This is a genomic window from Paraburkholderia fungorum, assembly GCF_900099835.1.
Classification (GTDB): domain Bacteria; phylum Pseudomonadota; class Gammaproteobacteria; order Burkholderiales; family Burkholderiaceae; genus Paraburkholderia; species Paraburkholderia fungorum_A.
Window position 1 is genome coordinate 1,034,122 of the sequence record NZ_FNKP01000001.1, and the last position, 24,875, is coordinate 1,058,996.

Annotated in this window: 18 protein-coding genes; 8 read left to right on the forward strand and 10 right to left on the reverse strand. The window is 60.7% G+C overall.

Translation table 11 applies throughout. From position 1 onward, the window contains the following. Nucleotides 1–35 precede the first annotated feature (35 nt). From BLS41_RS04600 to BLS41_RS04620, 5 genes are all read left to right on the forward strand, one after another. Nucleotides 36–1,460, forward strand: a complete 1,425-nt coding sequence (locus BLS41_RS04600; protein WP_074763214.1) for a UbiA family prenyltransferase — start codon at nt 36–38, stop codon at nt 1,458–1,460. Between the two features lie 3 nt (nt 1,461–1,463). Then, nucleotides 1,464–2,780, forward strand: coding sequence for an FAD-binding oxidoreductase (locus tag BLS41_RS04605; RefSeq protein ID WP_074763215.1), 1,317 nt, complete (start codon nt 1,464–1,466; stop codon nt 2,778–2,780). Continuing rightward, complete coding sequence (locus tag BLS41_RS04610; RefSeq protein WP_074763216.1) at nt 2,777–3,517, forward strand: SDR family oxidoreductase; 741 nt, start codon at nt 2,777–2,779, stop codon at nt 3,515–3,517. Before BLS41_RS04605 ends, BLS41_RS04610 begins: the two co-directional genes overlap by 4 nt. A 142-nt stretch (nt 3,518–3,659) precedes the next feature. Further along, nucleotides 3,660–4,079, forward strand: a complete 420-nt coding sequence (locus BLS41_RS04615; RefSeq protein ID WP_436971973.1) for a GtrA family protein — start codon at nt 3,660–3,662, stop codon at nt 4,077–4,079. Between the two features lie 235 nt (nt 4,080–4,314). Continuing rightward, nucleotides 4,315–5,493, forward strand: a complete 1,179-nt coding sequence (locus tag BLS41_RS04620) for a hypothetical protein (protein WP_074763218.1) — start codon at nt 4,315–4,317, stop codon at nt 5,491–5,493. A 48-nt stretch (nt 5,494–5,541) separates the two neighbouring features. Here the strand turns inward: BLS41_RS04620 and BLS41_RS04625 are convergent, their stop codons facing one another. The 10 genes from BLS41_RS04625 to BLS41_RS04670 form a co-directional block, all read right to left on the reverse strand. Further along, nucleotides 5,542–7,182 carry a hypothetical protein gene (locus tag BLS41_RS04625; protein WP_074763219.1) on the reverse strand — a complete coding sequence of 547 codons (1,641 nt, stop codon included), beginning with the start codon at nt 7,180–7,182 and terminating at the stop codon, nt 5,542–5,544. A gap of 280 nt (nt 7,183–7,462) precedes the next feature. Further along, entirely contained in the window at nt 7,463–8,650 is a 1,188-nt protein-coding gene (locus tag BLS41_RS04630) for a class I SAM-dependent methyltransferase (protein WP_074763220.1), read from the reverse strand. A gap of 509 nt (nt 8,651–9,159) precedes the next feature. Then, nucleotides 9,160–10,038 (reverse strand): hypothetical protein, encoded by an 879-nt coding sequence (locus tag BLS41_RS04635; protein ID WP_074763221.1) that lies wholly within the window; start codon nt 10,036–10,038, stop codon nt 9,160–9,162. After that, nucleotides 10,035–10,628: a histidine phosphatase family protein gene (locus BLS41_RS04640; RefSeq protein ID WP_074763222.1), complete on the reverse strand. Its 594-nt coding sequence runs from the start codon at nt 10,626–10,628 to the stop codon at nt 10,035–10,037. Before BLS41_RS04640 ends, BLS41_RS04635 begins: the two co-directional genes overlap by 4 nt. Nucleotides 10,629–10,643: 15 nt before the next feature. Further along, entirely contained in the window at nt 10,644–11,699 is a 1,056-nt protein-coding gene (locus BLS41_RS04645) for a glycosyltransferase family protein (RefSeq protein WP_074763223.1), read from the reverse strand. Nucleotide 11,700: 1 nt separating this feature from the next. Beyond that, entirely contained in the window at nt 11,701–12,684 is a 984-nt protein-coding gene (locus BLS41_RS04650) for a glycosyltransferase family 4 protein (RefSeq protein WP_074763224.1), read from the reverse strand. Further along, nucleotides 12,671–13,744, reverse strand: coding sequence for a glycosyltransferase family 4 protein (locus tag BLS41_RS04655; RefSeq protein WP_074763225.1), 1,074 nt, complete (start codon nt 13,742–13,744; stop codon nt 12,671–12,673). Before BLS41_RS04655 ends, BLS41_RS04650 begins: the two co-directional genes overlap by 14 nt. Continuing rightward, nucleotides 13,741–16,812, reverse strand: coding sequence for a glycosyltransferase family 4 protein (locus BLS41_RS04660; RefSeq protein WP_253189618.1), 3,072 nt, complete (start codon nt 16,810–16,812; stop codon nt 13,741–13,743). The genes BLS41_RS04655 and BLS41_RS04660 overlap by 4 nt, the downstream gene beginning before the upstream one ends. Before the next feature lie 97 nt (nt 16,813–16,909). Beyond that, complete coding sequence (locus BLS41_RS04665; protein ID WP_074763227.1) at nt 16,910–19,078, reverse strand: glycosyltransferase family 2 protein; 2,169 nt, start codon at nt 19,076–19,078, stop codon at nt 16,910–16,912. Further along, nucleotides 19,075–20,058: a glycosyltransferase gene (locus BLS41_RS04670; RefSeq protein ID WP_074763228.1), complete on the reverse strand. Its 984-nt coding sequence runs from the start codon at nt 20,056–20,058 to the stop codon at nt 19,075–19,077. The genes BLS41_RS04665 and BLS41_RS04670 overlap by 4 nt, the downstream gene beginning before the upstream one ends. Nucleotides 20,059–20,737: 679 nt before the next feature. On the opposite strand from BLS41_RS04670, the gene BLS41_RS04675 reads away from it, so the two are divergent. Genes BLS41_RS04675 through BLS41_RS04685 form a run of 3 tightly spaced genes read left to right on the forward strand, consistent with a single transcriptional unit; the run spans nt 20,738 to nt 24,650 of the window. Then, nucleotides 20,738–21,697, forward strand: a complete 960-nt coding sequence (locus BLS41_RS04675; protein WP_074763229.1) for a UDP-glucose 4-epimerase family protein — start codon at nt 20,738–20,740, stop codon at nt 21,695–21,697. Between the two features lie 41 nt (nt 21,698–21,738). Beyond that, nucleotides 21,739–22,761 (forward strand): MraY family glycosyltransferase, encoded by a 1,023-nt coding sequence (locus tag BLS41_RS04680; RefSeq protein ID WP_074763230.1) that lies wholly within the window; start codon nt 21,739–21,741, stop codon nt 22,759–22,761. Nucleotides 22,762–22,772: 11 nt separating this feature from the next. Then, complete coding sequence (locus BLS41_RS04685; RefSeq protein WP_074763231.1) at nt 22,773–24,650, forward strand: polysaccharide biosynthesis protein; 1,878 nt, start codon at nt 22,773–22,775, stop codon at nt 24,648–24,650. Nucleotides 24,651–24,875 lie beyond the last annotated feature (225 nt).

Consider the following 24,875-nt stretch of genomic DNA (forward strand, 5'->3'; position numbering starts at 1 on the left):
AATTTCCTCATTTCCTCATTTCCACGGCTACGTGAATGTTCAGTAGACCCCTCGTTGTCGACCTGGATGGAACGCTCATTCGCTCGGATGTTCTGATCGAGTGTGGGTTCGCGTTCGTCAAATCCGCGCCGCATCGCTTTTACGAGCCCTTGCTGTGGCTGGCACAAGGCGGCAAGCCCAACCTCAAGGCGCGTCTCGCCGACGCGACCCAGATCGACGTGAGCGCGTTGCCGTATGACGCCGCCGTGCTCGAATGGCTGAAAGAGGAGCGCACGGCGGGACGCAGCCTGGTCCTCGCGACCGCAACGCATGAGCGCTATGCGAACGCGATTTCGGAGCACCTCGGGCTGTTCGACCAGACCTTCGCGACGCATAGCGATGTCAATTTGTCCGCGCATCGCAAGCGCGACAAGCTGGTCGCGGAATTCGGCGAGAAAGGCTTCGATTACGCGGGCAATTCCCACGACGACGTCGCGGTCTGGGCCGCGGCCGATCGCGCCTATGTGGTCAACCCATCGGCGGGCGTAGAGCGGGCGGCGCGCAAGCAGGGTAACGTCGAGCGCGTCATCGATGCGCGTCCGGCCTGGGCGCGCACCTGGGCCAAGTCGCTACGGCTGCATCAGTGGCTGAAGAACCTGCTGATCTTCCTGCCGCTGCTGGCCGCGCATCAGGCGTCGGACCCGGCGCTGGTGCTGGCGGCGCTGGTGGCGTTTCTGTCGTTCGGCATGTGTGCGTCGAGCGTGTATCTGCTGAACGATCTGCTCGATCTCGAAGACGACCGGCATCATCCGACAAAACGGCGCCGTCCGCTCGCGTCCGGCGCGTTGCCGTTGCTGTGGGGCACCGCGCTATTTCCCGTATTGCTCGTGCTGGGACTCGTGTTGGGTTGGGTATTCCTGCCGCCGCCGTTCACGGTGGTGCTGCTCGGATACTACGCACTCACGCTCGCGTATTCGATGTATCTGAAGCGGCGCGTGATGATCGACGTGGTGGTGCTCGCGCTGCTGTACACCACGCGTATCGTCGCGGGGAGCGCCGCGATCGACGCGCGGCTGACCTTCTGGCTGCTCGCGTTCTCGATGTTCATCTTCCTGAGTCTCGCGTTCGTCAAACGCTATGCGGAACTGCATTCGTTGCAGGCGCGCGGGCAGGTCAAGACGCGCGGCCGGGGCTATGTATCGAGCGATCTGCCGTTGATCTCGTCACTCGGCGCGGCGTCGGGCTACCTCTCCGTGCTGGTGCTCGCGCTGTACATTCAGGACGGCAACACGACGAGTCTGTACCGCCATCCGCAATTGATCTGGATTGCGTGTCCGCTGCTGCTGTACTGGGTGAGCCGCACGTGGCTGATCGCGCATCGCGGCGCGATGCACGACGACCCGATTATCTTCGCCGCGAAAGACCGGAGTAGCTGGCTGGTCATCGCGCTGTGCGGCCTGGTGTTCTGGGCGGCGATCTAGGCGATGGCGACAGTTCAGTCCTGGGGGCGTTACCCTTATTTTCCGCAAGACGCGCATCCGGTTGCGTGGCGCGATTCGGCCGCCGACGTCTGGCGTCGCGCGATCGGCGACGCGCAGACGACGCTCGCATTCGGCAACGGACGCAGCTATGGCGACAGTTGTCTTGCGGCATCGGGGAGCGTCGTGCAGATGCTGCCGCTGGACCGCTTCATGTCGTTCGACGGACAAACCGGCGTGTTGCGCGCGGAGGCGGGTGTCACGCTCGGCCAGATTCTCGACCTTGCGATTCCACGCGGCTGGATGTTGCCGGTCACGCCAGGAACGAAGTACGCCACGCTGGCCGGCGCTATCGCCAACGACGTGCATGGCAAGAACCATCACGTACGCGGTACGTTCGGGCGTCACGTGCGCCGGTTTTCCCTGACGCGCAGCGACGGCACGCAATTCGAATGCACGCCGGATTCGCAACCCGAGTTCTTCGCCGCGACGATCGGCGGCCTGGGTTTGACCGGACTGATCACGTGGGCCGAGATTCAGCTGATGCCGGTCCGATCGAGTTCGCTCGATGTAACCAGTATTCGCTTTGCCAACCTCGACGAGTTCTTTACGCTGTCCGAACAGTTCGACGCTCAACATGAGTACAGCGTCGCATGGGTCGACTGTTCGAGCCGGGGTGCGTCGTTGGGTCGTGGCGTCTTCATGGTGGGCGATCACGCGAACGACGATCAGTTGAACGTTGCGCGCCGCAAGAAGCGCACGGTGCCGTTCACACTGCCGATTCCGGTGTTCAACCGGCTGACTTTGCGTGCTTTCAACGAACTGTATTATCGGCGCCAGACGCAGCGGGAAGTTCGCACGAAGGTCGACTGCGAATCGTACTTTTATCCGCTCGACGCCCTGCTCGAATGGAACCGTATTTACGGACGCAACGGCTTCCAGCAATACCAGTGCGTGATACCGCCAGCGGCGGCCTACGACGCAACGCGTGAGATTCTCGACACGATTTCGCGTAGCGGCACCGGGTCGATTCTTGCGGTGTTGAAGCGCTGCGGCGATATCCAGTCGCCGGGGCTGATGTCTTTTCCGCGCGAGGGCACGTCGCTCGCGCTTGATTTTCCCCAGCGCGACGCATCGAACCGCTCGCTGTTCTCGCGGCTCGATGCCATCGTGCGCGGGGGCGGCGGCCGCCTTTATCCGGCCAAAGACGCCCATATGTCCGGCGCGGATTTCCGTGCCGCGTATCCGCAATGGGAACAGATTGAAGCACTGCGCGATCCGGCCATGCTGTCGCGCTTTTGGGAACGAACCACTCGAGTATGAAAAACATCGTTATCGTCGGCGCCACATCGGCCATCGCCATCGCTTGCGCGCGTCAGTGGGCTACTCAGGGGGCGCGACTTTTTCTGATTGCGCGGAATCAGGACCGCCTGGAACAGGTGGCCGCCGATCTGGTCGCGCGCGGCGCTGCCGCTGTGCTGTGCCAGCAACTCGACGTCGACCGGCTCGACGAACACGAAGCCGTCGTGCAGCGTTGCTCGGCCGAGTTGGGCGCACTGGATATCGTGCTCGTCGCGCCCGGCACGTTGCCGGACCAGCAGGTATGTCAGGACGACGTGAGCGTCGCCGTGCGCGAGTTCAATACCAACGCAGTGTCGATCATCGCGTTGCTGACGCGCTTTGCGAATATCGTCGAGCAGCAGCGGAGCGGCACGATCGCGGTGATTTCGTCGGTGGCGGGCGACCGTGGGCGTCAGTCGAATTATCTGTATGGCAGTGCGAAGGCCGCGCTGTCCACGTTCTGCGACGGCTTGCGTGCACGTCTGTTCAAGGTCGGCGCGCATGTCGTGACGATCAAGCCCGGCTTTGTCGCCACGCCGATGACCGCCGGATTGCCGCTTCCTGGCCCGCTGGTGGCGACGCCCGACAAGGTGGGCGGCGACATCGTGCGGGCGGTCGAGAAGGGCAAGGATGTGATTTATACGCCGTGGTTCTGGTGGGGCATCATGCTGATCATCCGCTCGATTCCCGGCCGCGTGTTCAAACGGCTTTCGTTGTAAGCGCTGGAATGGACCCGCACGCGTTGGCATCCGGTCCTTAGTCCCTGGTGCCGGTCCCGTTGCCGCACTGTGAACCGTTCTAGCCGTCTGCCGCAGACAATGTGCGCGGGCGATTCCTCTCACTGACTACGGTGCTTCATTTGTGAACTCCCCCGCAACGCCTTTGAGTTCGACCCGTCTCGTTACTCTCTACACCCTTTTTGCCGGGATCTCGATTCTTGCGAACATCGGACTTCAGAAGCTGTTCCTGATCGTGTATGCGGGACCGTACGGTGTGCCGTTGTCGGTGTTCGTCGGGACGGGCGGCGGCCTCGTGGTGAAATTCCTGCTCGACAAGATCTGGATCTTCCGATACCAGCATCGGGACCTGTCGCACGGAATCCAGAGCTTCATGCTTTATACCGTGATGGGCCTGGCCACGACCGTGATTTTCTGGGGCTTCGAGTTTGGTGCCGACGCAATTTTCCATTCGGAAGCTGCACGCTTTACCGGCGGCGCGATTGGGCTTGCGATTGGTTATGTGGTCAAGTACCGGCTGGACAAGAAATTCGTGTTTGCCTGATTCGGGCGAATACGCAGAGAGCCAGGGCGTCATCACAGTACTTTTCAGAGAACGCACTGCTACGCGTTCGCGTAAATCCGCCGAGTGAAAGCGTCGTTTTCACGGATATGCTTTGAGTTTCGCCGGCTACCCATGGTGAAAAAAGAGCGACGCCACGGGCACAGGTCCATCTCGGACGAGCTTGCCGAATGACCGATAAGTCAGATCCGGTTTGAAAAGATGAGTGAACTGATCAATGAATCGCGAAAATCGTTATTTATTTCCGCTGCTGATTTTTGTTTGTGCGCTATTGCTCTTGTGGTATCGGGCACCGACGCGCATCGAGCATGGCTACCTCTGGGCGGAAGATGCCGCCATATTCATCACCCAGGCCTACGATGCCGGGCGCCATTCGTTCTTTCTGTCTTATTCCGGGTACTGGCATTTCGTCCCCCGGCTCGTCGCGTGGCTTCAGATGAGGACCACGCCTCTCACGGCGGCACCCTATTTTTTCGTGTGGGCGTGCGTACTGATTACTGCGCTCACCAGTGCCTATATCGCTTACGCATTCCGCCGTTTCTCGCGTCCGGTAGCCGGGCTTTTCGCCCTTGCTCCACTACTCGTGCCGCAGACCGGCGAATGTTTGCTGAACGTCACGAATATTCAATGGATACTGTTTCCCGCACTACTGGTTTTGCTGTGGGAGAACCTGTTCAATCCACCTGAATCGGGATACATCATTCGCGGGCTCGCTGCAGCCGCAATTTCGCTCACCGGGCCTTTTGGCATCATTGCGCTGGGCCCCGTCACTATAGCGGGCGCTTATGCATTGCGCAGCGGACGTTTGTCACGTCGCCAGTTTGGATTCTTTCTGCTCTATCTGCTTGGCGTTCTTGGGCAAATCTACGCGGTGAAAACGAGCGCGGCGCCCCCGCTCGAATTTGGCGCTCGTCCCTATCTGTTGCGTTACAGCGCGCGCCTGCTGCGCGAGGTATTCACCGATCTTCTGCCTTTGCCCGATAGCGTTCCTACCATTGCCGGTCTGATTCTGGCTATTCCGCTGGTATTCGTGGTGGCCAGATCGCGTGCGCGCGGCACCTGTCTGCTGCTTGCATCGATGGCGGGCCTCATCTGGCTGTTAGGCGCCGGCCGATCGAATCCTTACCTCGACCATATGATGTGGTACGGCTTTGGTGCCCGTTATATTTATCCGGCGCTAATGTTCTTCTTCTGGGCAGCGCTGCTTTCGTTCGAGACAGCGACCTCGACAACGTCGCGCTATGTAGCCGGCGGATTGATCGTGGTGATCTTGCTGTCGAGCGCTGCGCGATTTCAGGCGCAGGAGTGGCCGAGAACGGAAATCACACGTAGCAGCACCGGCTATGTGATGAAGGTGGCGCCGAACTGGACGGCGCAGATTCCGGACCGACATTGAGGTTCTGCTTAGTGCCCGAAAAATAGAGGCCACGCATGATTAATGAAATCACTGCGTGAAATCCGGGACCTTTGCGAGCAGGCAGAATTTGCCATCCAGATAGGCATATGCCGGACCGAAATCCGCTTTACCCGTAAAGCCGGACCAACCTGCGTCGAGTGGCGCGCCCGCAATATGTTGCGCCACATCCGCGCGACTCATGCCCGAGACGCCATAACCGATCGTGCGTCCTGACGAATCGGTCACCACGACAAGCACGGCGTCTTGTCGGGACTTTTTCGGGGCAACCCAGCCGAATACCTGATGACCCGATTCGGCCTGGATCGCGCTCTCGAAAGTACCGCTGCACAGCGAGTCGTCCCGTCGCAACGGGTCGTACCTCACGACGCCGGCGTCGTGCAGCCAGCCAGCCGAATAAGGTCCAATGTTTTCGGTGCTCGCGTACCTGGTGAACTCCATATAAAGCGTATGCATGGATGTCGGATAGACATAGTTATCGAAATTCGGCTGATCGAGTTCGATCTTCGGCCCGAGAACAGCCAGCCTCGCGTTGAACAGATTGGGCTTGAACGCGGCTTCACGTTGCACCGGAGCAAAGATGAGCAGCAGCACAAGCGGCGCGTACCCGATAAAGCGCAGCGATGTTTTCTCCTTCACCAGATCGACGATCAGCAGAACCGTGAACAGATAGTAGAGAAGCGGCAGAATCACGTAACGTCCGCTGAACGCGCTAGCGAGTCCCAATACCCAGCGGCCGTTCGCGGCCGCGAGGATGGATACGACGCAAAACGCGGCGCCTCCAATCAGGAAAGCGCGATAACGGGTGACCTCCTGTCCAAACACTGTTCTGGCGCACGCGCCAATCCCGGCAATCAGTGCGAGCGCCCCGACCACTTCGCACGCATTGAAATCGTTGACGACTCGAATGAAGGGTGAGCCGGCTAGCAGTAGCGCGAATCGAAGACTTGCGAATCGGATCTGCGCAACCTCCGGATCGACGGGATACACGGGCATCACATACTTGTACATATAGGCCGCGACCGCGATTGCACCGACGACCACAACCGTCACGATCTCTTTGCGCGGCCTGCGCAGAATCAACGCTTGAAGTACGAGCACGGGGAATACGAAGACGCCGTTTGCTGCGCAAAGCTCGGCGAGTACGGCGAGCAATAGCGCGGTGCGGACCCGAGCAGACCGGTTGCCCGCGCGCGTGAATTCCGCGCTTGCCCAAATCGCGAACAGAATGACACCCGTGTTCTGAACGTTGAACGGGAAGGTGTAGTTGTCGCCGTTGCACCACGAAAACACCATGCCGACAGTCGCTGCGGCAGCGACCACCCAACGTGCTCCGGAAAGCTCGATTCGCGCAGCAATGACAACGGTAGTGAGGGCAGCGAAGCACAGACCGACGACCGTCGTGAAGATACTCCAGCCGCCGAACCATCTGATGTCAGCCAGGAAAATCAGACGCGGGATCACGATGCGGTGGTTGACGTGAAGCTCCCAGAAAACCTTCCAGTCACCGCGACGAATGCTCTGGTCAAATCCGATGACCCCGTCCCATTGATCCTGCGTGGGAATGGACAGGAAATGATTGAATACACCCACGAGGGTCGTGACGCAGATATAGACCGCTAAAGCGACCGCAACGATAGCCGGAATGGCCGAACCCGCTCTGATTTTCATTTTTCCGACGCGTCGATAGTTGTGCCCATCGCTCCATCGACAGGCCGCATTACTATGCCAGCATCTTTTGACGGCGGTCAAACGCAGTGCCGTCAAGCTTCGCGCTAGTTGGCTCTACGTATCACTGCGATGAGAATCAACGCGGCGTTGCCTGATGCTGACTGTTGCGATCGCGCGCCGACCTGGGCTGCGTGTATCCCGGACTCGCGTTAGAGTTTTTCGGTGGATCATACCGAGCGCGACGTAAGGGAAAGTGCGTGCCGGTACGCGCGCGTTGCTCTCACTTCGATTCGGCAACAACGGTGCGATCGGGCGAGGGTGTTGGCGAGGGCGTCGTCGTCGTCGTTGTCGCGGTCGAAGGACGAATCTGCCGCCCTTCACGCCACCCGTAGTGCCGGTAGTGACTTACCGGGTCCACCTCCGCCTCGCGTACATCGGGGTTGGCGGCAAGATAATCGACCGGGTCGAAATCTGGCGGGAACGCGATCGGCTCCAGCGCATCCAGATCGTATTTCTGTCCGGATACGCGCGTGGCAGGTGCTGTTCCGGTTGCCTCGGCGGTCATCTCTTTGAGTTTGCGATGCACCCGCCAGAAGGGTACGCCGGGGGCTGCATCGTGCGCCGCTTCCTCCATGCGCCGCCAGCTCTCGGCGATGTATTCCCGATCGCGTGAACGTCGCAGCACCACGGAAAATTCGATTTCGTTTCGCGCTGTGTCGCGGAACCCCTCGCACGCGTAGTCGAGCAGATTCATCCCGCACAGATCCTTGATGAGCCTGGCGAACGTCCGCGGTGTAAAAACCCAGCAATGCACATCGTGGTAAGTGCCGTTCTCGAACGAATCGCGCGCAAGATGCAGCGCGCCTTCCCAGGTGTGATGCAGTCTGCAGGGCGTGGTGCCGATGCGCCTTTGCCATGCGTCGAGCGCATTGACATCGACCGCGTTCAGGCAGAAGTCGAGAATGGAATAGGGATGAGGAACCCGCGCGCGTTCGATATAGCTCGCCAGAACTTCGGGCAAGCCGCTCTCGCGGCGGAAATAGTCGAACGTAAAACGGCGGTCGGGCACCACGAGCCGGACTTCGCCGGTCGGCTTGAGCACGGCGGCGAGTTCGCGCAGCCAGGTGACGAGATCGGGAACATGCTCGACCACGTGTGACGCAACCACATAATCGACGTACCGGCCATTAATCGCCTCGTGCAGAGAGTTTTGGCCCCAGATCGCATCGACGTCGACGATTTCGTTCACCGCGACATTAGGATCGTCTTTATATTTTTGCTGGAGATGCGGGGTATCGGCATGATCGACGTAGATGATCGAACCGCCATCACTTCGTCTAACAAGCGGCCAGCAGAGCGCGCCAATTTCAACGCCTACGCTGTTCTGAATATTCAATCCGCGCAACAAGCGGTATCGACGCTTGTCCCGATAGCTGAGTGCTTCGAGACCATCGTCTTCGTTCCTCATATTGCCTCCCAAGGTAATGTGAATCCTTTGGTCGCGCTCTCAGAGCGGACTGAGTGCGCATCGGCTGGCCAATTTATTGATTTGTCTCTTCTGTGCGGATAGCCGCTAAGTCGCGCCACTTTTTGGCGCGCGACGAATAGGGCTCGGGCACTAGATCACATACTGCGCAGAACGCGGATGTTCTGTTTTTTCCGATCACCTGAAACACCTGACGCGCGTTAGCGGATGAACAAAAACAGGCTTCACCTTAGCATTAATGGCGTGGCGCTGTTAATCGTCTGCCGCATTTTGCTGCATGGAAATCAGGAGTCTGGAAACTAATCGGCATTCGAATTTATTAATCAGACAATTACAGTTCACATACCAAGTTGAATAAAATCGCAATTCGTGTAATTAAATGCATGGTGCGAACTTCAATTGCGTCGAAATACGGTTTCATTCAAATGCGGATGTGTCCGAGCGCGTTGCGCTCGAAGTCCGCCAGGTATAACGCGAATGTCTGAAGTGGCTCAATCCAGCCGGACAGGCTGACCGGTATGCGGGTGCGGCCGCGACGCATAGAAGTCGAAGAAATGCTTCTGCCATAGCGCGCAAACCATATCCATCTGCTCGATCAGCAAGGGCGAGAAGGTTGCCGAAGCGTCGGCTTCATCGACTTTGGTCCGCATACGATCGAACAGGAGTTTCTCGAAGTCGTTGATGCAGTAGTCCCGCCGCTCCTGGTCATCGAATGGGTACGCAGCGCATGCCAGATCCGCGCGCTGCGAAATATACGTGCTAAACAGCCGCTCGATAATGAACGGCAGAAACGGCGCCGGATCGGTATGGGTCGTGTCGGTCATCACCGCGACCGCCGCTGCGTGGGCGGGATTGGCGTCGAGAAAGTCGGCAATGGGAAGTAACACGCCCCCCACATAGTCTTGCCAGAAGCGCCGCGAGCCGACCCAGAAATTGCAGTAGAGCAACGACTGCGGGCCATTTCTCGCGGCGTGCTGAATCGACAGGTCGACGCCGCTAGCATCCAGCAGCGCCTGCGCCGCTTTCTTCAAGCCAGGGTGCGCGTGCTCGCCCTGCATCCAGACGTTGTACGACCAATAGGCCAGTTGCGGAAACGGATTGATGAAGCAAACATCCGCATTCGAATGACGTTGCACGAATTCGAGGAACCGTGCTCCCGACATCTTGGCCTTGAGCGTGAACTTCGGCGAGAAGAGTCCGGTGAAGTTGTGTTGCAGATGATCGCCGTTGCGATACATATCAACCAGTATCTTGAACTCGCGCCACTGCGGCCGCGAATTGTCAGCCATCACCCACGGCAGAAATTCCGTACATGTGAGGGTCTGATCTGCCGCGTAGATCGGCTCGTATATCGCAACGGTTTTACTCATACGTGACCTGCGCGTTCCATGCAGTAGCGGTTCAGGTCGGCACGCCACGTCAGATACGTGAACGAAGCGTTCGGGACGGTAAAGCTCGGGTAGTGCGTTTCGATAGGTACGCCGAGAAGGTGTTGCAGCATGACGCTGATCGGGCCGCCATGTGCAACCACGGTGAGCAACCCTGCGTTCGCGCTTTGAGGCCGGATCTCGCTGTCGACCCATTGCTGTACCCGGTGTGCCATGTCCAGGTGCGACTCGCCTTCTTCATACCGATTGCGGATGTCGCGGTTGAAGTCGGGAAACGCCGCGTTGAAATCGGCTTCGAGCCAGGAGCCGTAGATGCCCGGATGTGTTTCGGCCAGTCTCGCGTCGAACTTGATGGGTTGCGTGTCGCCGAAAACCAGTTCGGCGGTTTGCCGCGCTCGCGCCCACGGACTGCAATAAATCTGCGAAGGCCTGAACGCAAAACGTTCGAGCGTAGCGGCGAGATTGACCGATTGAGTTTTGCCCAACTCGGTCAGGCCGTCTTTGTCGGTTGAAATCAGCAGGCGCTTTTCATTGGCGACTGATTGCCCGTGTCTGATCAGTAGGAGATCCATATCGGTATATCCGCTTTAGCTTTCGTTGTTGCCGGTGATGAGTTCGAGGAACGTTTGCGCCGGTTCCGCGAGGCCGAATCGCCGATGCGTGTCCGCATGCGCCTCGAGCCGCAACGTATTGCGCAACTGCGCATCCTGATAAAGCCGTTCCATGGCATTGGCCCAGTCTTCGGTCGTGTTGTTGACCAGCAGACCGGTCTTGCCGTCAGTCACCGCCTCTTCGTACACCGGCGACTGCGAGTAGATGCCCGGAATGCCCAGGCTGCCGTAGTCGATGTACTTGATGCACGATTTGCAACTGTTGAAGAACAGCGCATCGGGATCTTCACGGCCGCCGAGCGGCACGATCGAAAACATATAGCCTTCGTCGCGAATCGCCGCTTTATAAGCAGAGTTCTCGAGAAAACCTTTGGAAACCAGACGCGGAATTCGCGTCATTTCCGGGAACCCGTCGCCCCAGAATTCGAGCACGACTTCCTGATGGCGTTCGAGGAACTCGACCACGACCTTGAAGAACTCCTTTCGGAACTGGACGAGCTTGATGCCGTCCGTGTTGGAGAACAGGACCTTGGGCGGCGTTGCTTCGCGCCAGTCTTCCGGAGCGGAGGGAACCGACTGATGATCGAAGCCGTTCGGAATCACGACCACCGACGGCCTGAGGCGCCGCAATCTGTTCTGCAGCGTCTGATTCGAAACCGTCGCGATCGACGCCTGCCGGATCAGCCACGTGATATTGGCCAGCAAGTCGTCGTTCAGATCGGTGACGCTGTACATCGGCAGATCGATGATCCAGTCGTCCATGTCGTAAATCGTGCGCAGGCCCAGGTCATTGGCCATGCGCATGACGTCGGTGGCACGATTGGACGTGTGCTTGTTGAAGAGCACGGCATCGAAGCGGCGCAGCTGCCCGACGGTCACGTCGCTTTCGACAATCTGCTCCCATTCGAGCATCCCGTTGTGTGCCATGTAGTTCAGCAACGGGCCAAAGCGGGCCGCGATCGAGCGCGACATCAAGCGGTCATGCGATAGCGAAATTCGCTGGACAACAAGTAGACGGGGAGGCTTCCGCATGTCAGAGACTTTCCCGTGCAAGAAGGGCGGCGATCTGAGGTCCAATGATGGATGCTGAGTGTTGTGACATCACGCGTTCGTAAGTTGCTGCTATTTTCGCGTCGCGGTCGGCGTCGGTGAGCGCGTGCCTGATTGCCGAGGCCAGTTCGCTGACCGAGTCGGTCGGCGCGTACCAGACGTCGCTGGCGAAGTGTTCCCGCTGCCATGCGCCGTCCGACATGACGAGCGGCTTCTGCATGATCGCGGCCTCCAGGCTCGACCGGCCGGGCGGGTCGATGCTCGGTTCGACCATCACGCTGCAGTTGGCGATGATCGAGCGCAGCAGCGCGCTACACGGCTGCACGAACGGAAGAAACGTGATGCCGGGATGCGCTTCGGCAACGCATTGCCGGAAGTAGTCGTCGTCGCGCGCGCCTCCGACGAACAAACCGTCCACGCCGATCTCATTCAGCGCGCGGATGGTTTGCAGCTGATTCTTGATCGGCTCGATCAACCCGAGACCGAGTGCGAATTCCGTGCTGTTCGACACGGTTGACAGCAGATCGAGATCGGGCTGCGCGAGGAAGCGGTTCGAGACGCAGGTGGGCAACACCTCGATTTTGTCCTCGGGTACCTGAATGTATTGCGTGAAATTCTCGAGTTCGGCGCGCGACTTGAACAGCAGCTTGTGCGCGATCCGCGTCATTTCCTGGATTCGCTCGACTTCGCTGGCCGGCACCGGGCCGAGCCACCAAACGTTCGGCCAGAGGAAGATGCGCTTGTTCCTGACGGCTGCTTCGCGCAGGATCGCGTGTCCGTCCGAGTTGACGGAAAAATGGATCACGCCGTCGTAAAAATTCAGCGGGCGACTGCCGATTCCGTAGATGTCGATATGCACGCCCGACGCTTTCAGGATTTCCGCCACCTGTACCAGCTCCGACTCGCCGCCGCCGCTGACGGCAAACGCGGTGCTGTACGTGGTGAGAATGAATTTAAGCCCGGACATGCACATCTCCACTGGGTACTCTTTCCAAAACGCTTTGCCAGATGCTGTCCCTCGTACGTTGGAGGATCTCATCGGCTTTCTCTACATACCGGTTGTTCGACGGATTCGTCCTCTCGAGCTCGTCGAGTCTCGCGCAAATGACGTCGGCCCAGGCGGCGGCGTCTGCTTCGGCGGCAAGCACGCTGTCCGGCGGGCAAATCTCCTCGGTTGCCGTGCCGCCGCGCACGAAGACCGGCATGCCGACATGCATTGCTTCCAGCGCCGGCACACAGAACCCTTCATGCCGGCTCAGCGACAACAGCGCGCTGGCTCGGTCGAATGCAGCGGACAGATCCGCGTCGTCGACCATGCCGGTAAAGTCGATACGCTCCAGCACGCCGAGTGCCCGGGCCCGGTTGAGAAGGAATTTCGTGTAGTCGTAGTTCGGCACGCTGCCAACGACCGACAGCGATACGTTGATATCGCGCTTGACCAGATTCGCCAGCACGTCGATCGCGTCTTCGATGCGCTTGTGCGGCACCACGCGTCCCACCATCAGCAGATTGATGTCGCGGCTCGCACACGCTGCCTGCGTTTGCCCTTCGGCGAACGCAGGCATGTCGGCGAAGACGGGAGGGATGACCACGACCGACGTCGTGCTCACTCCGGCCGGCAGGCAGTTCGCGCTAAAGCGCGAATTGGCGACGACCGTGTCGAACGCTGCGAGCCTGGGCAATTGCCCGATAGCCTGTTCGCAGAGGTCCGCCGTGCGCGGCTCGAACTCGCGTAACAGTTCAGGCGACGTAATGCCGTGGAAATAGCAGACCTTGCGGCAACGCAGCGCGAGCAGTGTATCGAGATTCGGATCGAAAATCGAATAGCTCAGGAGCAGCGTGTCCTCTTCGCGCAGGTCGGCGTACAACGCCTCGATATCGTTGATGGCTCGACTTGCCACGTCGAAATGCCGTGCGTAGATCTGGACTTCCCAGCCGAGACGTTCGGCCATTCGTGCGATGCCGAGGCAGTGGTTGCCCACTGCGTCGCCGGAGAAAATATCCGGAGCGCAAATTCGCAATGTCATGTGGATGGCACCCCTGTAATTTCCGAGAGGCGCCGCTGATACGCGCGGGCAACGGCCTCGACGGAGTAATCGCGCTGGATGCGCGCGTTGCCTGCTTGCGCGATCTGTTTGCGCGCCGGTGTGTCTTCTATCATGCGTTTGAGTTGTTGCGCCGCGATCGACACGTCCGGATCGCACCAGTACTGGCCTTCCGAAAACAGGTAGTCGCCGGGGCGTAGCGGCACGAGTTCGCCGTCCACCAGGAACGCGGTGTCCGGATCGCAGAAATCGACGTTGCCGGAGAAGTTGGTCGCGACGACCGGCTGCCCGAGCGCCATGGCTTCAGCGATCACGCGCCCAAACCCTTCACTGCGATGCAGCGAAATGTACGCGTCGCAGCAGGCCATGAAGTCGATCGTGTCCTGGCGGCTCAGCCGTTCCGACACGATGTGCATGCGGCTGTCGTTCGACGCGAGGGAGAGTACTTCGCGCCACACCGGGTCTTCGTCGCGCACGTTCATCGCCTTGATGACAAGGCCGACGCCAGACGAGCTTTCGCCGAACGCTTCCTTGAACGCGCGCACGCCGGCGAGCGGATTCTTCCGGCTCAGCCACGAGTTGCCGTCGAACATCAGATAGAACAGGAACTCGCCGGACGGCAGCCCGAAACGCGCACGTTCGGGATTCTGCGGCGCGGGCACTTCCACCGCCATTGGCATGTGATGCACCGGCGTGTCGCCCAGTCGCCGGTACACGCTCTGCACGAATCTGCTCTGCGCCCAGATCTCGTCGACCATCTCATGCACCTTGCCGAACGCGCTGGGCCAGTGAGGCAATTCCCACGGCCATGCGCCGATCTTGTGAGTGGGCGCGTCGATCAGCTTGCGGCCGCCTTCCAGCGCGAGTCGCACCATTTCCGGCGCGGGCAGGCAGATGAGACTGATGCCGTATTTGAGGTCGTCGCTCAGCAGATGGTCGACGGAGTTGTCCAGCTTTGCCGGTCCGGACATTGGCGCGGTGATCAGCACGACCGGAGTCGACGTAAGCTGGAACACGCGCGCGGCCATCCGAGCGTCTTCGCCGAGGCCGAGCACGCCCTGCGGGAAGCCGATCACGTTCACGCCGAACTCGTACCCATGTTCGACATTGGCGTGATAGCAGGCCGGCGCGGATACATTCGATCCTGCGGCGCTGTCCTCGCGTTGCACCCTGAGCTTGCCGAGCAGCGGATATTCGTGGTTGCCGAACACGTTCCACCATTTCGCGAGTTCTTCACGGCCGGTGTCGGTCGCGAGGTCGAATGCGACGTGCAGATCGGGGCGGTCGTTCGCGATCAGCGTGAGGAACAGCGGCAGTGGCGACGCGTGGTCGGGCCGGTCGTCGTCGAGGGTGGCCAGTTCGTCGGCGAGGCTCCTGGCCGACCACTTGACCGCGTGATAAGCGTTCTGGCCAGTATCTTCCCACCACTGCAGATAACTCACGCGCGCGCTGAAGTTGTCGAGATCGAACGCCGCCTGCAGACCGGGTTGTTCGTTGTGGATCAACGTCAGGAAACGCGGGAGGCGCGGCAGCTTGCCGTCCTTGCCGGGTTCCGTGTCGAAGAGGGCGGCAGGCAATGCCGCAGTCACCCAATGGATAGTCGGGTATTGGGGCTGCCCATGTTCGACCCACCACGACAGAAGGTTGAGGCGGCCGATAAAGCTGTTTTGCGGACAAAGCGCCTGCAAATCCGGCCGCTCGTCGAGGATCGCCTGAAGAAAACGCGGCACGGGCAGCCAGTCGGGGTGCGTGCCCCAGTCCATCTCGAACAGCGGTCCGGGCACACCCGCCGGTACCCACTTGATTGCGGGGTAGTCGTGCTTGCCGTGTTCGTCCCACCAGCGCAGATAGCCGAGGCGCGTGCCGAAGCAGTTCATGTCGTACGCGGCCTGAAGGTCAGGGCGTTCGTCCCAGATCAGACGCAGGAAGCAGGGCAGGAGCGGCAGTTCGCAGCGCTCACCCGGTTCCATTTCGAAAAGATCGGCGGGCAGCGGCGTGGCTTCCCAACGGATAGCCGGATACTGCTGCTGCCCATGCTCGATCCACCAGGACAGGGCATTCAGGCGGCCGATGAAGTTTTCCCCGGCGCCGGCGGCACGCAAGTCGTCGCGCTCGTTCAGGATCAGCCCGAGGAAACGCGGTATGGGCAGCCGGTTTGGGCGCGCGGCCCATTCCATCTCGAACAGCGACGCCGGCGGGACCGGCGGCACCCATTTTATCGCCCGATACTGCTGTTGGCCGTGCTCCAGCCACCAAGACAGGCAGCCCAACCGTCCGGTGAAGCTGTCCAGCACGAACGCACTTTGCAGATCGGGCCGCTCGGCAATAAGCAGCGCGATGAAGTGCGGAATGTACGGGCGATCTTCACGGAGCTCACCCTCCGGCTCGAGCATCGCTCCGCTGACCGGCGGCGGCGACCAGACGAAACGCGTATATTCGCGATAACCGTGCTCTTGCCACCAGCTCAGGCAGGCGAGGCGTCCGATAAATGAATTCAGGTCAAACGCGCTGCGCAGATCGGGCCGCTCGGTTGCAATGAGGGCGAGAAAACGCGGAAACGGCAACGCCCCCGCGTCGACCGGCTCCAGCAGCCTCGGCGGCACGACGGGCGGTATCCATGCCACGCGTGGACACGCTTCCTGGCCGTGCACTTCCCACCAGTCGACGCAGTTCAGATAGCCCGTCAGCGTGCCGAGGTCGAACGCCCGCGAAAGATCGTCGCGACTGCCGACGATCATCTTGATCAGCCACGGCAATTGCAAATCGGCCTCTTCGAGCACTGTTTGCATGTCGAGCAGCGTTTCCGTCAGATGCCGCGTGTCGAGCACGCTCGGCGCGGTGGAACCGAGCCAGAAGGTCAATGCGCGCGGATGCCGCGCGATCAGCGACTCGTTATCCAGTTGATGCAGATATTCGAGGTCCTGCGGACGCAACCCCCAGAAAAAGTCCGGGTACGTTTCGCGGGCGGTCATCTCCCACCAGAAGTACAGCGTGATCCGGTCGTCGAGCACGCGCGAGTCGAAGCGCGCGAGATCGGCTCTGAATTTCATCAGAAAGTAGATCGCGCTTGGCAAGCTGAAAAGCTCGCCCGGCGACGGGTGGCGGTACTCAGCCAGCCACTCTGTTTTTTTCGTCTCCAACACCAGATTAACCAAGGTCTGCAATCCTCGAAGGCCATGCAAAAGAGAAGTCGTCGGCGGTCAGCGTCAGGTTAGGCGAGTAGTACGGATCGTTCATGATCAGCTCGCCCCAACGTTGCCTGACCAGCTCGGACTCGCGGTTGAAACGCTCGATTTTCTCGGGCGTGTCTTCCGCGCCGCGCGTGGCCGACTCATGGTGATAAAGCTCCGCATACGGGGTCCATACGTTGCGGTAGCCTGCCTGGCGCACGCGCAGGCAAAAATCGATGTCGTTATACGCGACGTGCAGTTGCTCGTCGAGACCGCCGACCTGTTTGTAGATGGATTGACGGATCAGCAGGCATGCGGCCGTTACCGCACTCATCGTGTTGCGCAGGCGCGCGCGCGCGAAATAGCCCGCCACGGTGTTCGGGAAGTGCTTGTGCGCGTGGCTCGCAATGCCGCCGACACCCAGCACGACCCCGCCGTGCTGGATCGTGTCGTCGGGATACAGCAGCTTCGCGCCCACCGCGCCGACCTTGGGCTGCAGCGCCACCGAAACCATTTCTTCGAGCCAGTCTGCAGTGATGACTTCGATGTCGTTGTTCAGCAGACAGACGAAATCGGCGGTGCTCACGAGCGCGACCCGGTTGTTCAGCGCTGAAAAATTGAACGGCGAGTCGTCGCGCACGACCGTGATGCGCCCGTCGTCTTGCAGGCGCGCGAACAGATCGAGCGTTTCCTGCCGGATCGAGCCGTTGTCGATAATCGTGATGCGGAAATTCGGGTAGCTCGATTTCTTGCGGATCGACTCGACGCATTGTTCGACGAGGTCCGCCGAGTCGCGCGTCGGGATAATGATCTCAACCGACGGCAATACGTCCGGCAACGCGTACACGACCTTGTTGAACGCGTCGGTGCCTGGAGCATGGACCGTGTGCGCGTGGATGTTGTTGCGCTGCAAGTGTTCGTCGAGCGCGCGCAGCGCGGCGATATGTGCGTAGGGCTTGGCGTCGTGACCGGCGGCGGTGCTCGCGGGAATCATGCGCCAGTGATACAGCGCGCGCGGCACGTGATGGACCGTATGCTGCTCGGCACGGTCGATCACGCGCAGCGCGAGGTCATAGTCTTGCGAGCCTTCGAAGCCCTTGCGGAAGCCGCCGACCTCTCTCATGACCGAGGTCCTGTAGACCCCGAGGTGCGAGATCATGTTCTGGCCGAGGAACAGGTCATAGTTGAAGTCGCACTTGAAGTACGGGGCGGAGCGCTCGCCTTTTTCCGAAATCTTGTCTTCGTCGCTGTAGATCAGCGCCGCATCCGGGTGATGGTTGATCACCTCGACCACGCAGTAGAGCGCGAGCGGGTGCAATTCGTCGTCGTGATCGAGCAGGCCGACGAATTCGCCCGCCGCCAGTTCCAGCGCCGTGTTGCTCGACTCGCTGATGTGTCCGTTCGTGGTCCGGTAAGCCACCTTGATGCGCGGGTCTTTCGCGACGTAGCTGTCCAGCACGGCCTTGACTTCGCTTTTTTTCGAGCAGTCATCGGCAATGCAGAGTTCCCAGTTCTCGTAGACCTGGTCCATCACCGAGCCGATCACCTTGTGCAGCCATTTCTCCGGCGTGTTGAAGGTCGGCATGACAATGCTGACGAGCGGCTGGTGCTGCCACGTTTTCGAGCGCTTGCGCAATTGCGGATAAAGCGACGCCGGCGGTTCGTGCGAGTCGATCCATTCCTGGTAGCTCTGGCCGACCGTGGGGGCGGCCGCCGGTTGTGCGCCGCCGCGCCACGCCGCCATGCGGCGCGCGCGTTCGAGCAACTCCGGCGGGCACTCGCCGTCGGCGAGCACGTCGATCTTCAGATTGCTGATCGAGAACAGGCCCGGGCGCGCGATCGGGTCGAGCCTCAACCGACCGACGAGTTTCGGGAACGCCACCACCTGATCGACCTTGCCGCTGCTGTCGACCGCAAGGCCGATGGTCGTGTGCTCGGACATGCCCGCGCCCGCGTCGAAATAGATCATGCAGGGCGACGCCGGCATGTCCTCCTTCGACAGCTCGAACGAAATGCGCGCGGCGTGGCCGGACAGCGCCTCCCAACCCACCAGTTCGAACTGGGGGTCGCTGTTCATCGCCTTCCACATAAAGGCGAGATTCGATGAAGGCTCGACGTTATTCAGAGGGCGAAGATCGAAGGTCATTTTGTCAGCAGGGCATCGTAGAGGTCTTTCAGAGGTGACAGAACGGATTGCCATGTGAGGTCGCGTGCCGTGCTCGCCGACGTGCCTGCGGACGCGGCACGCGGTTGTGCGAGGGCGTCGCGAATCGACTGAACAATGCTGTCGACGTCAAACGGGTCCAGGTAGGCAACATGCTGCGCGAAATATTCTTCGGTAGAGCCAACTTTCGTTACCGCGATGCGCGCGCCGGCCGCATGCGCTTCGAGCGCGGCAAGGCCCGGTGTTTCGAGCGTGCTGGGCAGAACGAACGCTTCGCAGGCTGCGTAGGCGGAACGAAGCGCCAGCGAGTCGTGCGCGAGCGTTCCCGCGTAGATCAACTGGTCGCCGCCTTCGGCGAAACACGCCTGCGCGTATTCCGGGTCGCGTTGATGGCCGATCAGCACGAGCTTGAGCCCGGGGAACCACTTCATTGCCCGGATCAGCGCCAGCTGGTTCTTGCGCGGCTCGATATTGCCTACGTTGAGGACGAAGCGATCCTGAATGCCGGATTCGTCGCGGAACAGTTCGGGCGCGACTGGTTCATAAAAGCTCTGTTCGACGCCGTTGAGCACGCTGACGAACTTCGCGCGCGGCAGGTCGAAGATGCGCGCGAGCGTGTCGCACTCGATCTCCGAATTCGCCACCACCCGGTCGGCCAGCGAGAACTGATGGTGGATCTCGCCGATCGGATAAAGGTGCTTCGTTTCCTCCGTCACCCAGAGACTAGACGAAACGACCAGCGGCAAGCCTAACTGTTTAACAAAGTTACAGAAGTGCACCGAGCCGCCGACGCAGGAAAAGAAGTGAACCACGTCGTGTTCGAGGAATCGTGGATTCCACTGATCGAACAGTGTGACGTCCACGCCATGCGCGGGCAGATGCTTGCGATAGGCAAGCAGCTGGATTTCTCCACCGCCGGGGGTGTGGAAGGCCATGGGGTAGGTGGCGAACAGCACTTTCATGGGTGTGGGCTCTCATTGCTCAAACGTTTCTTTTCTTCAGATCAACGCGTCTTTCGTTGCGCGCCGCTTAGGGATGACGCCGCCGACGGCGCCAACCGACCGGCTCAAACTATGCGGGACGGCAAACCATGAGAGGCGCAAGCGCGCCGGGACCACCAGGTTTCGGGAGATTCGCCCGGGATCCGACCCCGAAGGGGCGCGGCGGGCGTCGCGCGGTCAGGCCGGCTTGCCCGAGCGCGGACCGCGAGGGGCTTGCGCCGTTCAGGGCCGGACAGGCGTGTGCTGTTGTCGAGCACGTCGGATCGAAACCGCGAGTTCCACATGCGCGAATATGTTTGAAATGTTACGAAGTGTACGGACTGCGCGCCAGCGACGCCCGTCCGTTTTATCATCACGGCCCGAGGCCGCTGCCGCGCTTTGAGTTCCGCTTTCGTTCTGCTAGACGCCAAACTATTCTAGCGCCTAACCATAACGGGTAGTGGGCCGTAGTGGAAGCGCCCCGCATACAATAGGTTCCCCGTCATACTTCCTGAAAAGCACCGTCGATGCCAGATTGTATCGTGTCTCATCCGCCTTTCCTGTCACGTTCAGGCAGGGAAAGTTCTGACGGCGCGTGCTCGTTCTTCGCGTCCCGGAAAGCAGGTGCGCGCCTGGCCGCAAGCCTCGCCGGAGTGCGTTCATGACCCTGCGCGTGCTGGTCACGGGTGCGAACGGCTTCGTCGGCAGGGCGGTGTCGAGGGTTTTGCTGCAGCGCGGCGACAGCGTGGTCGGCGCTGTGCGCCATGCGCAAACCGCCGCTGACGGCGTGCGCGAATGGCTGCTCGACGTCGACGACTTCAAGGGCATCGAACAACGCTGGCCGGTCGCCATGCAATGCGACGCGGTGATCCACTGCGCGGCCCGTGTTCACCTGATGAATGACACCTCGGCCGACCCGCTCGCGGCCTATCGCGGCACCAATGTCGAAGGTGCATTGCGAGTCGCCGCTGCGGCCCGCCGGGTTGGCGCGCGCCGGTTCGTTTTCGTGAGCAGCATCAAGGCGGTGGGCGAAAGCAGCGCGGGCGCGCCCATCAAGGAAACGGATGTGGCCGGGCCGACCGATCCCTATGGAATTTCCAAGCTTGAAGCCGAGCGCGCGTTGCTCGCCTACGGCCGCGAGTCGGGGCTGGAGATCGTGATCGTCCGGCCGCCTCTGGTCTACGGGCCGGGCGTGCGCGCCAACTTTCTGCAACTGATGAGCGCCATTGCCAAAGGCGTGCCGCTGCCGCTCGGCGCGATTTCGGCGCGCCGCAGTCTCGTCTTCGTCGATAACCTCGCGGACGCGCTGGTGCATTGCACCACCGACCCGCGCGCCGTCGGCCAGACCTTCCACGTGACCGACGGCCGCGACCTGAGCGTCGCCGAACTGGCGCGAGCGCTAGCCCGGCAGCTGCATGTGCCCGCGCGCCTGATCCCCGTGCCGGTGGGCATGCTGCGCCTCGCTGGCCGCGTGACCGGCCGTTCGGCGCAAGTCGACCGCCTGATCGGCGAGTTGCGCCTCGATTCGTCCCATCTATGCGAATGTCTTGGCTGGTATCCGCCTCATACGGTCGAACATGGCCTGCTCGAGACCGCCGCCTGGTATCGTTCCACGCATTGACGCCATTGATCTCTCACTGAACCGCACAGAAACTGCCATCGATGCCGATTGCGTCACTCCTTGCCTATCCCGCTGTTCATCTGCTCCTGTGGGGCGCTGTCGCGCTGGTCGCGTGCGCGGCGATTCTGTGGGCGCTGCTCCGCAGCGGTCTTGCGTGGCGCCTCGCCACCGACATCCCCAACGACCGCTCGCTGCATACCCGGCCTACCCCGCGCGTCGGCGGCTGGGGGATCGTGCCGGCTTCTGCGATCCTGATCTGGCTGATGGCCCCGGCGCTGTGGCTGCCCGCGCTGGCTGCCGCGCTGCTGGCCGCGTTATCGCAGATCGACGACCGTCGCGGCTTGCCCGCGCGCGTGCGCTTCGGCGGACATGCGGCGGCGGTGGCGGCGCTGATCGCCGTCTATCCGGCCAATGTGCCGTGGTGGGCGCTGGCCGCCATGGCGGTTTTACTTGTCTGGCTGGTCAATTTGTACAATTTCATGGACGGCTCGGACGGCCTTGCCGGTGGCATGGCGCTGTTCGGCTTCGGCGGCTACGCGATTGCCGCCTGCGTGTCGTCTCATCCGGATTTGCCGCTTGCGCTGGCCAGCACGATTGTCGCCGGAGCCGCAGCGGGCTTTCTTCTGTTTAATTTCCACCCGGCGCGTGTCTTTCTCGGCGATGCCGGTTCGATCCCGCTCGGCTTTCTCGCTGGCGCGCTCGGCTATCTGGGCTGGCGCGAGGGCGTCTGGCCCGTGTGGTTTCCGGCGATCAGCTTCGCGCCGTTCATCGGCGATGCGTCGGTCACGCTCCTCAAACGCCTGCTGCGCGGCGAAAAATTTTGGCGAGCGCACCGCGAACACTACTATCAAAGACTGGTGCAGTCGGGCTTCGGGCATGCATCGACGGCACGGGTTTGGTATTTGTTTATGGTAGTGGGCATAATGCTTGCTATTAGCGCATTACAGTTTGAGATCCTGTATCAATGGCTGGTTGTCGTCGCGTGGGCTGCTGTGCTCGTTGTCGCCGGACTGTGCATTGATCGCCACTGGCGGCGCCATGTCTCCCGTTCCGGGCAATCCTGAGGTTCTGCGCAATGAAAAGATTTAAAGCCCGATGGCTTTCGTTCAGTGCGTTTGCGTTCGATCTGTGCGCAGTGGCCATGACCTGGATGCTGGCCTACGTGATCCGTTTCAACGGTCCCGTGCCGAGTCTGTTCTGGGCTAGCGGTCTGCATGCACTCGTGTGGGTGATGCTGATCTACGCCGTGATGTTCCGCAGTTACGGCCTTTATCGGGGCATGTGGGTCTTTGCGAGCCTGCCCGATCTCGTGCGTATCGCGAAGGCGATCGGCGTCGGTGCGCTGGTGGTGATGATCGGCTCGGCGCTGCTGCAGCCCGCCCCCGTCGTACCTCGCTCGGTGCTGATCGTCTCACCCATGCTGCTGTTTCTCGCGATGGGCGGCTCGCGTGCGCTGTATCGCGCTGCCAAGGAGTTCTACCGCTACGGCGGTCTCGTCGGACAAGGCAAGCCCGTACTCGTGCTCGGCGCAGGCAATGCCGGCGCGAATCTCGTGCGCGAATTGAAGCGCTCGGGCGAATGGCGCCTGGCCGGTCTGCTCGACGACGATCCGGTCAAACAGGGCCGCGAGATCTACGGCTACCGGGTGCTCGGTGCGATCAACGATCTGCAGAAAATCACCGCCGAACTCAAAGTCGAACATGTGATCATCGCGGTGCCTTCGGCGTCGGTCGAAACGCACCGGCGCATCGCCACGCTGTGCGTGCGCGCGGGTGTCCGCGCGATGACGCTGCCGGCGCTCACGCCGCTCACACAAGGCCAGGCGTTTCTGTCGCGGGTTCGTCAGATCGATCTCGAAGACCTGCTGGGCCGCGATCCGGTGACGGTCGACACGGACCACGTCGAAGCGCTGCTGAAAAAACGCGTAGTCATGGTGACTGGCGCGGGCGGTTCGATCGGCTCCGAATTGTGCCGGCAGATTCTGCGCTTCGGGCCGGTGCAACTGGTGGCGTTCGACATCTCCGAATTTTCCATCTACAAGCTGAACGAAGAACTGCGCGACAAATTCCCAGAAGTGTCGGTCGTACCGATCATTGGAGATGCTAAGGATTCGTTGTTGCTCGACCAGGTTTTGAGCCGCTACTGTCCGCACATCGTATTTCATGCTGCGGCCTATAAGCATGTGCCTTTGATGGAGCAGATCAATACCTGGCAGGCGGTGCGCAATAACGTGCTTGGCACGTATCGCGTGGCGCGCGCCGCAATTCGACACGACGTCGCTCATTTCGTGCTGATTTCGACGGACAAGGCTGTCAATCCTACCAACGTGATGGGAGCCAGCAAGCGTCTGGCGGAAATGGCCTGTTCCGCGCTTCAGCAGAGCGGCGGGCGTACGCAGTTCGAAACGGTACGCTTCGGCAATGTACTTGGCAGTGCCGGCAGCGTCATTCCGAAGTTTCAGGAGCAAATTGCACGCGGCGGTCCAGTGACCGTGACGCACCCGGAAATTACCCGTTTCTTCATGACCATTCCAGAAGCCTCGCAGCTTGTGCTGCAGGCATCGAGCATGGGACACGGCGGTGAGATCTTCATCCTCGACATGGGCAAGCCTGTGCGTATCGCCGATCTCGCACATGACCTGATCCGGCTATACGGATTTTCCGAAGAACAGATTCGCGTCGTATTCACCGGTTTGCGCCCCGGCGAAAAGCTGTATGAAGAGTTGCTGGCCGACGATGAAGCGACCACGCGCACGCCACATCCCAAACTGCGGATTGCGAAAGCGCGCGAAATTCCCGAAAGCTTTATCGACAATCTGCTGCCATGGTTGATGCAGCATCGTGTTCCGACCGACGAGGAGGTGCGCCGCGACCTTCGTCGTTGGGTACCCGAATATCAGCCCTCGTCGGCGCCTGCGTTGCACAGCGTCGCGTCTGTAACACGCGCTTCGTGAAGCTGGCGAGTGCGGTTCGTTGCGTGTGAGTGGTGGCGGGCGATCGAAAAAATGCCCGCTTTAGCGATTGGACTAACGCTGCACAATTTAATAAGTTTTTGGAATTGCTGCGCTAAACTGGCTTAACCGCAACCAACCGCGATGGAGAGGCATGAGCATTCCGACGACCTACGAGGCCTGGATAGATGCGCTGAACCAGATGCACCTCGACAATTTTCTTGGGGC